This window comes from Bradyrhizobium sp. JYMT SZCCT0428, from assembly GCF_018131075.1.
Taxonomy (GTDB): domain Bacteria; phylum Pseudomonadota; class Alphaproteobacteria; order Rhizobiales; family Xanthobacteraceae; genus Bradyrhizobium.
In genome coordinates this window covers 240,118-254,912 of the sequence record NZ_JAFCLS010000005.1, presented here as the reverse complement: position 1 = coordinate 254,912, position 14,795 = coordinate 240,118, and the positions used below count along the sequence as shown (strand labels likewise).

At 59.1% G+C, this 14,795-nt stretch carries 12 protein-coding genes; 8 read left to right on the top strand and 4 right to left on the bottom strand.

Annotated elements, in window-relative coordinates:
- Window position 1 precedes the first annotated feature (1 nt).
- The 4 genes from JQ575_RS07450 to uvrA all read right to left on the bottom strand — a co-directional run bounded on the left by JQ575_RS07450 (window position 2) and on the right by uvrA (window position 5,698).
- Window positions 2-1,213 carry a hypothetical protein gene (locus JQ575_RS07450; RefSeq protein WP_212032567.1) on the bottom strand — a complete coding sequence of 404 codons (1,212 nt, stop codon included), beginning with the start codon at window positions 1,211-1,213 and terminating at the stop codon, window positions 2-4.
- 3 nt (window positions 1,214-1,216) lie between these two features.
- Complete coding sequence (locus JQ575_RS07445) at window positions 1,217-1,894, bottom strand: hypothetical protein (protein WP_212032566.1); 678 nt, start codon at window positions 1,892-1,894, stop codon at window positions 1,217-1,219.
- Window positions 1,842-2,879, bottom strand: a complete 1,038-nt coding sequence (locus JQ575_RS07440; RefSeq protein ID WP_212032565.1) for an AI-2E family transporter — start codon at window positions 2,877-2,879, stop codon at window positions 1,842-1,844. The genes JQ575_RS07445 and JQ575_RS07440 overlap by 53 nt, the downstream gene beginning before the upstream one ends.
- Before the next feature lie 293 nt (window positions 2,880-3,172).
- Window positions 3,173-5,698 (bottom strand): excinuclease ABC subunit UvrA, encoded by a 2,526-nt coding sequence (gene uvrA, locus JQ575_RS07435; RefSeq protein ID WP_212032564.1) that lies wholly within the window; start codon window positions 5,696-5,698, stop codon window positions 3,173-3,175.
- 232 nt (window positions 5,699-5,930) lie between these two features.
- On the opposite strand from uvrA, the gene JQ575_RS07430 reads away from it, so the two are divergent.
- The 8 genes from JQ575_RS07430 to JQ575_RS07395 are packed head-to-tail and all read left to right on the top strand — an operon-like array spanning window position 5,931 to window position 14,761.
- Complete coding sequence (locus JQ575_RS07430) at window positions 5,931-7,865, top strand: methyl-accepting chemotaxis protein (protein ID WP_212032563.1); 1,935 nt, start codon at window positions 5,931-5,933, stop codon at window positions 7,863-7,865.
- Window positions 7,858-9,384 carry a chemotaxis protein CheW gene (locus JQ575_RS07425; protein WP_212032562.1) on the top strand — a complete coding sequence of 509 codons (1,527 nt, stop codon included), beginning with the start codon at window positions 7,858-7,860 and terminating at the stop codon, window positions 9,382-9,384. The genes JQ575_RS07430 and JQ575_RS07425 overlap by 8 nt, the downstream gene beginning before the upstream one ends.
- Entirely contained in the window at window positions 9,381-10,445 is a 1,065-nt protein-coding gene (cheB, locus tag JQ575_RS07420) for a chemotaxis-specific protein-glutamate methyltransferase CheB (protein ID WP_212032561.1), read from the top strand. The genes JQ575_RS07425 and cheB overlap by 4 nt, the downstream gene beginning before the upstream one ends.
- Entirely contained in the window at window positions 10,445-11,053 is a 609-nt protein-coding gene (locus tag JQ575_RS07415; protein WP_409364770.1) for a HEAT repeat domain-containing protein, read from the top strand. The genes cheB and JQ575_RS07415 overlap by 1 nt, the downstream gene beginning before the upstream one ends.
- A gap of 3 nt (window positions 11,054-11,056) precedes the next feature.
- The gene (locus tag JQ575_RS07410) at window positions 11,057-11,905 is read left to right on the top strand and encodes a protein-glutamate O-methyltransferase CheR (protein WP_212032559.1); all 849 of its coding nucleotides are present in this window, start codon (window positions 11,057-11,059) and stop codon (window positions 11,903-11,905) included.
- On the top strand, window positions 11,902-12,291 hold the full coding sequence (locus tag JQ575_RS07405) for a response regulator (protein ID WP_212032558.1): 390 nt from the start codon (window positions 11,902-11,904) through the stop codon (window positions 12,289-12,291). Before JQ575_RS07410 ends, JQ575_RS07405 begins: the two co-directional genes overlap by 4 nt.
- Entirely contained in the window at window positions 12,288-14,492 is a 2,205-nt protein-coding gene (locus JQ575_RS07400; protein WP_212032557.1) for a chemotaxis protein CheA, read from the top strand. The genes JQ575_RS07405 and JQ575_RS07400 overlap by 4 nt, the downstream gene beginning before the upstream one ends.
- Complete coding sequence (locus tag JQ575_RS07395) at window positions 14,489-14,761, top strand: hypothetical protein (protein ID WP_212032556.1); 273 nt, start codon at window positions 14,489-14,491, stop codon at window positions 14,759-14,761. Before JQ575_RS07400 ends, JQ575_RS07395 begins: the two co-directional genes overlap by 4 nt.
- Window positions 14,762-14,795 lie beyond the last annotated feature (34 nt).

Genomic DNA, 14,795 nt, shown 5'->3' with positions numbered 1-14,795 from the left:
GTCAGTTTCCTCCGCCGTTGTGTGATTGGGACGTCTTGTCCGTATCGAACGCCGTCGTGACGGCGCTTTCCGCCACGCGCCTGACGCGTTGCCCGATCTCGCGGGCCGACTCGTCCAGCTTGTCCGGGGTTAGGCCTTCCGCGCCAGCCTGCCGCGCCACGTTTTCAAGAATTTCGCCGGCTACGCCCTTGGCAGCGTCGAAGCCTTTGGAAGCTGCTTCACTCGCCCGCCTTCTGGCAGCCGTGGCTGCATCGCCCACGAGATCCTCCTCCAACTCACTCTTGGGGAGCGCACTCGCAATGAGACCTCCAACCAGCAGACCGACGCCTGCGACCAGAAGTGGATTCTGCTGGATCGTATCCAACATGGTCTTTCCGGCGCGATTGGAATAATCCGCTGCCCTGTCCCGAACATCCCGGGCCGCTTCCAGCCCCGCATTCGCCGCCGACGAGGCGGCGCTTCGCGTGGCGGCGGCTGCACCAGCGGCGATATCACGCGACGAATCCATCGCGGAACCAGCCAGTTCAGACGCACTGTCTTTCATATCGGAGACACGCGTATTGATCGCGTCGCCTGCCGAGGCGGCCGAGTCCCTTAGCCGGTCTGCCAGACTGAGCTCTGGCGTCGAGGACGTTGCGGTGCGGCGAACCTGGTCCGCGCCCGCGGACAGCACCTCGCCGGCGCGCCCGGTGGCATCCGAAACCGCGCCCGTCGCCGAACTGACCGCCTCTCCAACCTGTGCCGCCATATCCTGGCCACGCCGGCCGAGTTCGTCCGAGAGATCGGAGGCCATGTCGGAGGCTTTTTGGGTAATCGATTGGCCGCTCTTTGTGCCGGCGAAAAAGATTCCCGCGCCGACCATCAGCACGGGCAAGGGAATAGCCCTTGCGAACCTGAAAAGCGGATAGGCGAGGCTTGCGCCCACGGCCACCGCCTGCATCGGGTTGCGGCGCGCGGCCGCCGTTATGTCCTCCAACATGCTTTCGCCTTTGGAGCGGACGTAGCTCGTGACCTCCGCCTTTATGTTTTCGGGACTGATGCGCTGGCGAATTTCGCTCGCGGTGTCGGTCACGCTCGCTTTGAGCTGATCTACCGTTTGGGTCAGACCTTCGCGCGTCTGTTCGGTCTCGCGCTGTAGCTCTCGGAGCGATCGATCGGCCGTCTGTTGCATGACCTTGATTCCTTGCTGTACCAAACCTGAACTCTCGGACATTGCCTATTGTTCCCGACGCGTTTTGATGCTGGCACTCTTGGCTACGGCGGCGATCACGGTCGCGAGCGACTGCGGCGCTACATCATCACTCCGCTGCTCCTTGTCCGCTTCGAAATTTCCCAACCGGCAAACGATGATCCTGGCCGAAGCCGCCCGTCGGGAGAACTTGCGAACCGTGAACGACGACCTCGCCTCCGATACCTCCTCCAGAAAGCAAACGCAGATCGTCTCTGCGTTGCCGGCGTCAATCTCGGTATCGGCACCGGAAACACGGGCGTTGAATCCCTCACGTTTCAACGCATCTGCGACAATCAGCGCGGCGCAATCGTCGAGCCGACCCAGTCCGGGTATGCAGAAAACCGGCTTGCCCAGCTTGCGCGCGTCGATGTTGACGATCTTCCTCTTCCTGGCGGGCACTTCCGCACCCGCGCTCCCCTCAGCGGTCTCGTGCGAGGCGATATCCTCAATGATTTCGGAAACCGTCTCGTGGATATTCTCGAGCCTGACGTCGTCAAGCCGGCCCTGGGCGGCATCGGCCTCAGCCAATCTCAGGGCGCCCAGCAGGATTTCTTCGTAATAGGCCAAAGCGGTCCCCTTCTTCAGGAACGACCGTGCCTGTTCGATCGCGTCAATCGGATCGCCCGTCAGCATGCGCTGGTATGCGGTCTGCTGCGGCGTCAACGCCGGCTGGTCTCCCAGCATGACGTCGATAAACTGGAGACGGTCGACGTGCCTGGCAAACACGACCAGACACAGCGTGAGTGGCGTGGAGAGCAGAAGCCCCAGGGGTCCCCAGAGCCAGGTCCAGAACGATGCGGCTACTACCACGGCGACCGGCCAGGGCAATTGGCAAGCCGGCAGCGAGGATCGCGCCGATGTAGGGCACGAAGCGAAGGATCATTGCCAGCAGTCCCCAGAGCGGCGAACTCGGGACGCCGATGACGGCGAGGCCCAGTCCGATCACGACGCCGAAAGTCGCATTCAGAATGAGTTGCGTCAGGAACAGCCTGCCTAACCGTTGCCCTGCGTCATCGAGCGCCGCCGTGGTGCGCTCCAAATCCTCGCTGCCGAGCAACCGAATGAACCGGTCGCGCAGATCCTCCCGCTGAAAAAGGAAGAAGATGAGGAAGATCACCACGATTCCGGTGGTGGTGAAGGGAGCTGCGAGCGGTCGCAACATTGCGATCAGTGCCTCAGACGCACCCGGGTCTGGCTGATGGACTTCGACAGGGATAGGCGTTTTTGTCGGGCCGTCCGACAACGATGGCTTCGCCGTTTCAGCATCGCCACTTCCGGGCGACTTCAGCTCCCTGTCCAGGTTCTTCAACAGGCTGGAGGCGTTCTTGAGCACGCCCACGCTGCCAATCCTGTCCCGCAGGTTATGGATTTTTTCGCCCAACGTGGATTGATAGCGCGGCAGGTCGCTCGCGAGTTGGTTGACCTCGATCATCACCATCGCCGCAAGACTGAGGGCGATGGCCAGCGCCAGGCTGACCGCACTGAGCACCGCTATCGACCGCGGCACTTTCATGCGCTGGAATGCCCTCACAAGGGGCGACAAGACAAAACTCAAGAGGATGGCGACTGCGATCGGGACGAGGATTTCACGCGTGAAATAGAGGGCGGCGACCACAAGTGCGCCGATCAAGAAGTTTGAAAATGCCAAGCCAGCTGGGACCAACACCTCTATCTACCGATGCGCGAATCAACCCGGCACGGGAGTGCGCCGCGTAGCCACTTAATGGAAATCCTGCTTGGAAGGTTCCAATCGCGAACCGCATGAGTCGTCTCGATTCGTCTCCACCGATGCCGGGTGCACCGCAAGATTGATCGGGAAGAAGTGGCAAGTTGCGCCTCGTTGCTTCTTCGCAGACAGCAACGGAACCAATCGGAAGTTTGCAGTTTACGCTCTACGACGACCAGCCATTTGCCACTTGCCGTCACGGGCCCGTCGATCGCTTACCGAACTCGAGCGAGATATTTAGCTGTCCGACTCTGAGGCGTGGACGCAACACGTTCTGGCGGTCCTGATGCAACGATTTTGCCGCCCTCGTCGCCTGCTCCCGGTCCCATGTCGATGATCCAGTCGCTGGCTGCCGCAACTCCCATATCATGCTCGACAACGACTACGGTGTTTCCAGACTCGACGAGGCCGTCAAGCTGCTTCATCAGTTTCGCTACGTCCGACGGGTGCAAGCCCGTGGTGGGTTCGTCAAGCACGTAGAGTACCTCGCCACGTTGCGAGCGCTGCAGTTCGGTAGCGAGTTTAATGCGCTGCGCCTCCCCACCTGATAGTTCCGTGGCTGATTGGCCGATCCGAATGTATCCCAGTCCGACCTCTCGAAGAACGCCCAAGGATCGACGGAGGGATGCGTCGTCGGCGAAAAACTCAAACGCTGAATTCACAGTCATGGCAAGCACGTCAGCAATAGACTTGTCGCGAATCTTGATCTCCAGCGTCTTGGCGTTGTAGCGGGCTCCCTTGCAGGTCGGGCAAGGTGCGTACACGCTCGGGAGAAATAGCAATTCAACGCAAACAAATCCCTCCCCCTGGCAGGTCTCGCAGCGTCCTTTCGCGACATTGAATGAGAAACGACCAGCATCATAGCGCCTGGCGCGGGCCTGCTTCGTGGCTGCGAAAAGCTTGCGGACATGATCGAAGAGACCGGTATAGGTCGCAAGGTTCGAGCGCGGCGTTCGGCCAATCGGCTTCTGATCGACCACCACCAGCCGCTTGATGCTGTCGAGACCTTCAGCAATGTCGCCACCAAGCGTTTCTACGCCCGCTTCAAGCGCGTCATCATCTTCGCTAGATCTCTTCCGCTGACCCAGTTTGTCGCCAACGGCCTCCACCAGAAACTGACTGATCAGGCTCGATTTCCCGGACCCCGAGATTCCAGTGACGCTGGTAAATACTGCCAGCGGAATGTCGACATCAAGACGATCGAGGTTGTTGCGGGTAACTCCCCGAAGCTTGAGCCATTTGTGAGGATGCCGGAGCGACCTGGCGGCCGTTTGAGCTTCCGCAAACAAATAACGCCGCGTTTGAGAGTTTCGCGCTTCGGCGAGGCCTGACAATGGACCGCTGTACAGTATCTCGCCGCCCTGCTCTCCGGCTGCCGGGCCGACGTCGACAATCCAGTCCGCGTGCCGGATGATGTCGAGTTCGTGCTCGACGACGAAAAGCGAATTTCCGGCAGCTTTCAAACGCTCCAGCGCGCGGAGCAATGCCTCGGTGTCAGCCGGATGAAGTCCAGCCGACGGTTCGTCCAACACATAGACCACCCCAAAAAGGTTGGATCGAACCTGTGTCGCTAGACGAAGTCGCTGTAGTTCGCCTGGAGACAGGGTCGGCGTGCTGCGCTCGGGGGTCAAATAGCCGAGACCGAGATCGAGCAGCACGTCCAAACGCCCGAGCAAATCCTCCGTAATACGCTGGATAACGAGAGCCTTCTCAGGATGAGTTTCGGAAACGCTGCTTCTGCTATTGAAATAGGGTTTGAGAAGTTCGCCAAGTTGCTTCAGCGTCAGTCGTGAGATTTCGGCGATATCCATTCCGGCGAAGGCAACCGATAGCGCCTCCGGCCGTAATCGCTTGCCGTTGCAGACCGGGCAGTCGGTACTGGACAGAAACTGCGCCACACGACGCTTCATCATCGCACTTTGCGTCGTGGCGAAGGTCTGCAGCACATACTTGCGGGCCCCGGTGAAGGTCCCCTGATAACTGGGCTCCTCCTTGCGCTTGAGCGCTCGCTTTGTCTCGGCGGGAGTATATCCGGCGTAGACCGGCACTGTCGGTTGTTCGTCGGTAAAGAGGATCCAATTGCGGTCCTTCTTCGGAAGTTCTCGCCATGGCCTATCGACGTCGTAGCCGAGGGTGACCAGGATGTCCCGCAGGTTCTGCCCCTGCCAGGCAGTCGGCCACGCGGCGACGGCCCGTTCCCGGATGGTCAGCCTGTCATCAGGCACCAGCGAGCGCTCACTGACCTCGTGGACGCGGCCGATGCCATGGCAATGCGGACAGGCCCCCTCAGGCGTGTTCGGCGAGAACGCCTCCGCATACAGCAGCGGCTCATTAGGCGGGTAGTCACCAGCGCGCGAATACAGCATTCGCAGCAGGTTCGACAATGTCGTGACGCTTCCCACCGACGACCTAGTGGTGGGCGATCCGCGTTGTTGCTGCAGCGCCACCGCCGGGGGCAGACCCTCGATCTCATCCACCTCGGGCACCGCCATCTGGTGAAACAGCCGGCGCGCGTAGGGTGAAACGGATTCAAGATAGCGGCGTTGCGCTTCCGCATAGAGCGTACCAAACGCCAAAGACGATTTGCCGGATCCTGAGACGCCTGTGAATACCACAAGGGCGTTGCGAGGAATTTCAAGCGAGACGTTCTTTAGATTGTGCTCACGGGCTCCTTGAACGCGGACGAAGCCGCCGTGCGCGCCATTTCTCGGCAATTTGCGGTTGCTAACTTGGGCGTCCATTTTTGTCCCTTCGCTCAATCAAGGACAGCATTCCGCTACGTCCAAGAGCCAAGGGGAAACCGTTCGGCACGGGCGCGGGTTCCATACAAGGTCGGGTCTGACGACCTTAAGGGGTCTCGCGCTGCAGGCAGGCCTGGATGGATCGCAGAGTCCCACGATTAGCGATATCCACGTCGGGGGAAATATGGCCTATGCTTCAGTGATAGCTGAGCCCACCCAATCCGAGAGCCATATGACCCTTGTAAAAACTTCGAAAATTGCGGGTTCCGCGTCCAAAACACGTCGTTTGGCTGAGGCTAACCAATCTGCCGTTGTTGCAGCGCCACCGGCGTCCCGAAACCGCAACTCCGGGAAGACGCTAGGAAAGGACAAGATCTCGGAAAGGGTAGCAGCGGCTACAGAAGAATTGGCCAGCGGACTGGCGCAGGCTTCCGCGGCAGCGGAAGAGCTTCGGCGATCCATGGAGCAGATCGCGGCTGGCGCCGATGAGGCAGCGGGAGCGTCACAGGAACAGTTGACGGCCATCAAGCAAGTTACCGCCAACCTGGCAACCGCCCGCGGGGAGGCTAATAATTCACGAAGCCGGACCGAATCCGCACAGATACTGCTTACTGAGTCCGCTGCCCTGATTGGTGCGTCAATCCAGTCTATTGAACGAAACTCGGAACGACAGGTCTCCTCTGGAGTCATTATAAGCGAACTTGAACGTAGGGCGAAGGATGTGAGCGAAATCACCGGCGCCGTTAGCCGGATTTCCGATCAAACGAACCTACTGGCGTTGAACGCAGCCATCGAAGCCGCACGCGCAGGAGACCATGGGCGCGGTTTTGCGGTCGTCGCCGAGGAAGTGCGAGCTCTCGCCGACGTCTCGGACAAGAGCGCGGTTCAAGTGCAGGGGTTTGCGGAGGAGATCCAGACAAATGTTCGGCAGTCAGCCTTGGCAGTCAAGGCGGCGGCCGAAGTGGCGGTTGAACAGGCCAAAGCGGGTCGATCCGTTATCGAAACGCTGAGCGGCCTGCGGGAAAGCATGGTTGAACTCGCCAAGGGGAGCCAAGATACGCTTACGGCAGCGATGGAAGCCGAGCGCGCCATCCAGGAGGCACAAAAAGGCGCAGAGCTTGTAGCTGGAGCTGCTGAGGAGCAAGCTTCCGCAGCCAGCGAGGCCCAGTCGGCTGTCCGACAGCAAGCTCAGTCCCTCGATCAAGGTCAGGTAGCCGCCCAGTCGCTCGCTTCCCTGTCGGAAAAACTTCGTAGCGGGTCAGCAGGAGACTCGGCGCCCGAGCAGATCGCGAGCACGGCCGAAGAATTGTCGGCGACCATTCAGGAACTTTCCAGCGCTGCCAGTCAGATCTCGACTGCGGTGGAGCAAATAAATCGCGGATCTCAACAGCAGTCCGCTGCCGCACAACAAACTTCGGCAGCTCTCGCCCAAATTGAGAAAAGTGCGCGTCTCGCCCAGGAGAAGGGACGACTCGCCACTGATCGTGTTTCGGTAATGGGAAAATCACTCGCTGATGGCCGCAAGGCAGTCGAACTCCTGATCGAGGGAGTCGCGGGAGCTCTCGACAATACCCGGGAGAGCCTTGAAACGATCATCTCTCTGGAAGTCATTGGTCGAAAGATCGAAAAGATTGTCGACGCAATCACGCTGGTCAACATTCAAACCAACATGCTTGCGGTGAGCGGGGCAGTAGAAGCGGCGCGTGCGGGCGATGCCGGCCGGGGGTTTGCACTAGTATCAAATGACATACGGGCGCTCGCGCGCGAAGCGTCAGATAGCGTCGAGCGTGTCAAAGATACGGTGCGCGGAATTCTCGACCAGATCGCACTTTTGCGCCGCGACCTGGAACAAATCATCTCCGCGGGAGAGATGGAGGTTCAAAATAACCGAGCTGTCATCAAGACACTCGAAAGCATCACCGGCGAGTTCGCCGCGCTAGGAAGTGCCAACAAGGCTATCCAGCAGGGAGCTGATGCAATACTTGCCGCTGCCGGAGAGACTGCTGCTGCGGCCCGTCAAATAGCTGCGGCTGCAGAAGAAGCGAGTGCGGCCTCGCGTCAAGCCGCCACGGCATCCGCAGAACAGGCCCAGGGCGCGGACGACCTTGCGGCCGCCATTGAAGAGATTGCGTCCCTTTCGGACGAATTGAAGAAGCAAAATGGCTGAGATAGCCAAGACGATAGAGTTGACCGACGAGCGTTTTCTGACATTCAGGAGCGAAGGGCACTTCTATGCCTTGCCGGCCGAAACCGTGTCGGAAGTCGCGCGGCTGCCGCCGATCGCCCGAGTTCCGCAGGCGCCGCCAAGTCTGATGGGCCTTGCCAACCTGCGAGGGGCGGTCCTGCCGGTCGCAAGCGTCCGCGCCCTTCTGGGCCGTGCGGATGTAGCTGCGACCCATGCTTCGCGTCTTATTGTCCTCGAAGGCGCCTCGCCAGTTGCTTTAGTGGTGGACGAAGTCTCCAGCTTGGTCCGCATTGCACCTGAGAAGGTTAAGACGGCGGAGGCCGACATTGCCTCCGAAGGCGGCGAGCATCTGCGAGGCGTATTCGATAGCGGTTCTCACGTTACCAAGATTCTAGATATCCCGGAACTGCTGCGCCGGGGCTTCGCGCAGACCGCACCAAAACAGCAATCGCTCCCCACCACTGCTGGCGCGACAACTACCGCAAAGGATGCTGCGGTCGAAATGACTCGTCAGCGCCTGGTGACGTTCGAGGTCGCTGGTCAGGACTATGCTCTTCAGCTTGAAGTGGTCAGAGAAATCGTTCCCGCTCCAAAAAACCTGACATTCGTTCCGGGAAGCGACGATGCGGTACGCGGCGTCATGCCTTATCGAGGCGGGCTATTGCCATTGCTTTCGCTACGACGTCTCCTCGGATTGCCATCGGCGATCCTTTCGCTTGAGAAGGTGCTCGTCGTCACAATCGGCGATGTATTAATCGGGTTCGTCGCAGACCGTACCCGGGCCGTCCTTTCGGTCGATCCTGACCGCGTCGATCCGGCCCCGCCAGTGCTTGCAGCCCGCGCCGGCGGTGAAGCGCAGATCAAGGAAATCTATCGGGCTGGACAAGGCAAACTCGTTTCGATCCTGGTGCCGGAACGCTTACTTCGGGAAGAAATCATGCAGAAACTCGCGCAAGACGAGACAACCATGAAGCCGACAGATGAAACTCGTGACGCGTCGGATGCAAAGGAACTGCGGTTCTTGATTTTCCAGCTAGACGACAACGATTTCGCGCTGCCAATCGATGCGGTCGAAGAAGTCGCGCGGGTGCCAGATCAAATTACGCGCCTGCCAAAGACTCCGAAATTTCTTGAAGGCGTCGTCAACCTTCGAGGCGAAGTCCTTCCTGTCGTGGACCAGCGCCGCCGTTTTGACATGCAGGCGACGACCGTTAACGCGAACAGGCGGCTTGTGGTGCTTCGTACCGAGCAGCATCGCGCCGGCCTGATCGTGGATAGCGTGTCAGAGGTTCTGCGTTGCTCGCCGGATAAGATCAAGCCATCTCCGGATTTAACCGGAGACGCGCTTGGCATCGTGCACTCAGTAATTAATCTTGAGGCGTCTGGCAGGATCATTCTGCTGCTGGATCCATCCGAATTGCTGACCCGGACAGAAAGAGGTCTGCTGGACACGTTCAACAAGCAGCCACGCAGTCGAGAGTTCCGGCAGACTAAACCGTGATCAAAATACTCGTTGTCGACGACTCCGCGCTCGTGCGGAAGTTGATCGGCCAGGCATTTTCGACGCAGGCTGATTTCCAGGTTCGGTTCGCCCGCAACGGACGAGAAGCACTCGCTGCGATAGCTACTTCTCGGCCGGACGTCATTACCCTCGACGTTCATATGCCGGAAATGGACGGGCTTGCTTGCCTCGACAGGATAATGATCGAGACCCCCTGCCCGGTGGTTATGGTATCGTCGATGACGGCAGCGGGCGCGGACGCCACGCTCGAAGCATTACGTTTGGGTGCGGTCGACTTCGTGGCAAAGCCCACAGGGGCGGTATCGCTCCGGTTCGACGACCTCGCCCGTCCGCTGATTGAGAAGGTGCGGGCTGCGGCTGGCGCCAGGTTGAGAACCAGTTTGCGATTGCGCGAGAGGGTTCGCTTCCGCATGGGGGAAGGTACCAGGACACGCTCATCCGTCAGAAAAGCCAAGCACGTTCCAAAAGGAGAAGGACTCGTCCTGGTCGGGACATCAACCGGTGGTCCACCGGCTCTGGAAGCGCTACTGGACGGCCTTCCCGCCTCATTCCCTTGGCCCATCGTGGTTGCCCAGCACATGCCGGCCACGTTCACGGGGCCCCTGGCTCGCCGCCTGGACGGGATTAGCCGACTTGGCGTGCAGGAAGTCCGGGATCCAACGGCGCTCGTGCAGGGGAATGTCTACATCGGCCGTGGCGACGCCGACATCATTGTCTCAAGGCGAGGAGCAGGTCTCGTCGCCATGGCCGCCCCGGCCCAGGCTGACTACCCGTGGCACCCCAGCACTGACCGCTTGGTCCGCAGCGCGCTGAACCATATGGCTCCGAGCCAGTTGATTGGCATACTCATGACGGGCATGGGAAACGACGGAGCGGAGGCCATGGCGCTGATCCATGCAGGCGGCGGCCGGACCATAGCAGAAGCCGAGGAAACTGCGGTCGTCTGGGGTATGCCCGGAGAACTCGTCAAGGCCAATGCCGCCGATTTTGTTGAGCCCCTCTACAGGATTGCAGCACTGTTGAAAAAATTGGTGAGTTGATGCCGCTCATAAGGAAACCCGCATCTCCCCCGGAGACGCCTGCGCCAGATGATCGGAATATCGCCGAGATGCTTATCGAGGGATCCGATGACGAACGTTGGACCGCAGCACGGAGGACCACCCTGCTTCCCGAAGCGCTCCCGTTGTTGACCACAGCATTATCCAAGGAGCGCATAGCGCGAGTCCGCGAGGCCATATTCACGGCGCTTGCCAAGATGGGCTCATCAGAAAGCGCCGCTGTCATCATTCCATATTTACGTTCGGACGACGCCGCCCAGCGTACCGCAGCACTCGATGCGTTGCGGGCCATGCCGGGGGCAGCAGCAGTGCATCTTCCCGGACTGCTGAAGGATGCCGACGCGGACGTCCGTCTGTTAGCATGCGAAATTGCGCGTGTGCTCCCTGCCGATGATGCGAGCCGATTGTTGGAAGAACTTATCGAACGCGAATTAAACCCGAACGTGTGTGCCGCAGCCATCGAAGTCTTGGCAGAGACAGGTACTGCCGCAAGCTTGAAGGTTCTGGGGCAGTGCGCCACCCGCTTTCCAGAAGAACCGTTTCTTGCCTTTGCCATCAAAACTGCTCGCGATCGCATCGGATCGCGCTGACCGATGGATGATACGCAGCAGATAACCGAAGACGAATTCAAACGACTTGCCGACTTTCTTTATCGGCGGACCGGCATGGTCTTTACAGAGACGAAGCGCTACTATGTGGAGCGTCGTATTATAGAACGGATAGTTGCGACCTCAAGCCGATCGTTTGCTGGATATTTCGCATATCTCCGCAGTGAAACGCGCAACGAGGTCGAACACCTCATTAACGCCTTCACAGTCAACGAAACGTACTTTTATCGCGAAGACCACCAACTCGCATGTCTGAGTTCCGATCTCCTGAAGGAACGTGTCACGGCTAAACGGCCGGGCGACACTATCCGGATCTGGTCGGTCCCTTGCTCGACGGGAGAAGAGCCCTACTCCATCGCAATTTGGTTGCTGGAAAACTGGAAGGACGTTGACGCATACGACATCGAGATCGTCGGTTCAGACATCGATACCCGTGTACTTGAAGCGGCGGCCGAGGGCATATTCGGCAAGCGGGCTCTCATGAGATTGTCGCCGGAATTGATCGAGCGCTACTTTCATGGGTTGGACGACGAGCGGTGGCAGATCCTGGAAGATCTCCGCCAATCGGTTCGCTTTTCTCGGGTGAATCTGATCGAGACCAAAGAAACTAGACCGCAGGGCCGATTCGACGTGATCTTCTGCAGGAACGTTCTAATCTACTTCGACGATGAATCTCGCCGCATTGCAGCAGAAAATCTCTACGATAATTTATTGCCGGGTGGCTTCATTTGCCTGGGACATACTGAATCTATGAGCCGCATCTCGCCCCTTTTCGAGGTTTGTCGGTACTCGGGAGCGATCGTTTACCGCAGACCACAGGAGTTGCGCGCGTGAGCGATTATTCCAAAAAACGGGTCCTTGTCATCGACGATGCCGCACTCGTCAGGACGTACTACCGCTCGGCCCTGGAGGCCCGCGGATTCGTTGTCGAAGAAGCGTTAAACGGGTTGGAGGGTCTAGAGAAGGTGCTTTTGCAAGCGTTCGACTTGGCTATCGTCGATGTCAACATGCCGCAGATGGACGGCATCACATTCCTGCATACGTTGCGATCGAAGGAACTTCCGATATCAGGCATTCCGGTCCTGGTGACCAGCACGGAATCCGGAATGCAGGACATGGCAGCAGCCCGACGCGCCGGCGCCAATTATTACCTTGTGAAGCCTATCAAGCAGGAGACGCTCGCCGAATACGCTGCCATTTTCTGCGGGGCGGCGCGATGAATGAGTTCGTCGAACAGTTTCTCCTCGAGTCGAGGGAGCTTGTCGCCCAAGCAACCGACGATCTGATGGCACTTGAGGAGAACCCCGGCGATCGCGAAAGGTTAGATGGTGCGTTCCGGGCTTTTCATACGCTGAAGGGCGCTGCTGGGATCGTCGAGTTCGCCGCCATGTCAAGAACGCTGCATGCCGCCGAAGATATTCTGGCGAAGCTTCGCGCATCCCATGAACCGGTTGCCTCAATGGTCCTTGACGAATGTCTGACGTGTCTCGATCTCACCTCGCGATGGTTAGATCACATGCAGGCAAGCGGCGAGATGCCACCTGCCGCGGACATCGAGGCGGACGATATGATCACTCGACTGGTCAGTTCGATGGACATCGGTGAGGGCGAGAAAGGCGTCGCGCTTCCAGCGAACAACGATTGGTTGGACCGGCTTCGCGGGGCCGCGGGAGGCCATTTCCCGGAGGCAGTCTCAGCAGTGCGCTACTTGCCGGATCCGGACGCCTTCTTTCAAGGAGACGATCCGCTTTTAGTAATCGCGTCCCTGCCCCAACTTTTGACCGTCGAGTTAGCGCTTTCAAATCGAACGGTCTCTCTTGAGAACATGAATACGTTCCGTTGCGACCTGGAAATCTTGGCTTTGACAAAAGCGCCCGCCGCGGAAATTCGAAGCGCACTCCTGACTGTCGCTGAAAAGGCGGAAATCCGCGAGTTAACGGCGGCTTCGGTTTCCACAGTAGCGGAAGATTATCTCACGCAAGCAACATCGGTTCTCAAGGCGCAGGTAGTTCTGTTGCGTGATAGCGGCTTCGAAGGGCTTTTAGGTCGCCTTTCTTCTGCGGGGCGGACCGCCGTCAACGCTCTGCACTACCTTGGCAGCAACGAAGCGATTACCAAGGTAGAACTCGCAACTTCTGCCGCACAAGCACAGCGAAATGTTGAACCCTTGATTGTGGCTATCGAACGCGCCTTAGAAAGCAAGACTAAGGCCGACTCCCAACCAATCATCTCTCCAGCACCGATCGTAGCGCCACGCGCATTGCGGATCGACATGAACCGGATCGATGCCCTCGTGAAGCTTGCGGGTGAGTTGATCATTGTAAAAAATGCGATAGGACACGCAGCGAAGCGAATGCAGGGCAATGAAGATCTAGCAACCGTTAAATCGATCTTGCGCGATCAACATGCCCTGTTCGATCGATTGGCGAGCGAACTGCAAGGGGCCGTTCTTCGCATCCGAGTTCTTCCGTTGCGCACCGTCTTTCGCCGTTTTCCGAGGTTGGTACGCGAAATCGCCGGCAGCGTTAACAAGACCGTCAGACTGATCACGGAAGGCGAAGACACTGAAGCCGACGCCACCATCGTCGATGCCCTTTTTGAGCCGTTGCTCCATGTGCTGCGCAATGCAGTAGACCACGGCATCGAGGCATCGGAGCGTCGCATTTCGATCGGCAAACCATCTATGGGGACGCTGATCCTGCGCGGCCGACGCGTCGCCGAGAATGTCCGGATCGAAATCGAGGACGACGGTGGCGGGATTGACGTTGACCGGGTGCGCGCGGTCGCCAGCGCTCGAGGCGTCGCTTCAGAGGAAGCTTTGGCGGCCATGGCCGACGGCGAGATAATTGACCTGATCTTTGCGGCCGGCTTTTCTACCGCGGAAACTGTGACAGATTTGTCAGGCCGCGGGGTCGGCATGGACTCCGTCAGGACGGCCGTGGAACGTTTGGGCGGATCGGTTACCCTGCAAAGCGAGCCTGGAAAGGGCACTGTTGTCAGTCTGATTCTACCTTTCAGTCTGATGATGACGCGAGTAATGACCGTGGAAGTGGTCGGTCAAGTATTCGGGCTGCCGCTCGACAGCGTCGTGGAAACCACAATTGTCAATCGCGACATGATCGTCGCGATCGGATCGGGCCGAGCATTCATCCTGCGCGATCGGACGATCCCCCTGCTCGATCTCGCAGAGACACTTGGCCTCGCCCGCGTTCCACAAAGGGAACTTCCGGCGAAGATAGTCGTTGTGACGGCGGCCGGGCAGATTGGCGGAATTGAGGTCGACCGGTTAGGGGAGCGCTTGGACGTTATGCTTAAGCCCATGGAGGGCCTGTTGGGTAGCATGCGGGGCGTCGCAGGTACAACGCTACTGGGCGACGGGCGGGTTCTGGTCGTGCTGGACGTACAGGAGATGTTTAGATGACCGTTGTATTGCACGACGCGCAGACCATCCGGCTCATCGGCGCTTGCCCCGCCGAGGACGGAGAAACCCTTTTGCAGCAACTGCTGGCCAATCCAATAGCCCAGGTTGACTGGCAAGGCTGCGAGAGCGCCCACGGCGCCGTGGTCCAAGTTCTTCTAGTCTCCGGCCGACCACTTCAGGGCCCCCCAGCCGGCGAGTTCCTCCACCGCTTCATCGGCCCCGCTCTAGAGCGCCGGAGCACCCAGTTTAACCTTTCGCCTTCACGCTAAAGATGCGAAACCATTGATTAATTTGGAAACCCTA

Bases quoted from the DNA above. Each gene is read 5' to 3' on its own strand.
- JQ575_RS07425 (WP_212032562.1), top strand. From the start codon at position 7,858: ATGGCTGAGATAGCCAAGACGATAGAGTTGACCGACGAGCGTTTTCTG.
- JQ575_RS07450 (WP_212032567.1), bottom strand. From the start codon at position 1,213: ATGTCCGAGAGTTCAGGTTTGGTACAGCAAGGAATCAAGGTCATGCAA.
- JQ575_RS07400 (WP_212032557.1), top strand. From the start codon at position 12,288: ATGAATGAGTTCGTCGAACAGTTTCTCCTCGAGTCGAGGGAGCTTGTC.
- uvrA (WP_212032564.1), bottom strand. From the start codon at position 5,698: ATGGACGCCCAAGTTAGCAACCGCAAATTGCCGAGAAATGGCGCGCAC.
- JQ575_RS07395 (WP_212032556.1), top strand. From the start codon at position 14,489: ATGACCGTTGTATTGCACGACGCGCAGACCATCCGGCTCATCGGCGCT.
- JQ575_RS07410 (WP_212032559.1), top strand. From the start codon at position 11,057: ATGGATGATACGCAGCAGATAACCGAAGACGAATTCAAACGACTTGCC.
- JQ575_RS07430 (WP_212032563.1), top strand. From the start codon at position 5,931: ATGACCCTTGTAAAAACTTCGAAAATTGCGGGTTCCGCGTCCAAAACA.
- JQ575_RS07415 (WP_409364770.1), top strand. From the start codon at position 10,445: ATGCCGCTCATAAGGAAACCCGCATCTCCCCCGGAGACGCCTGCGCCA.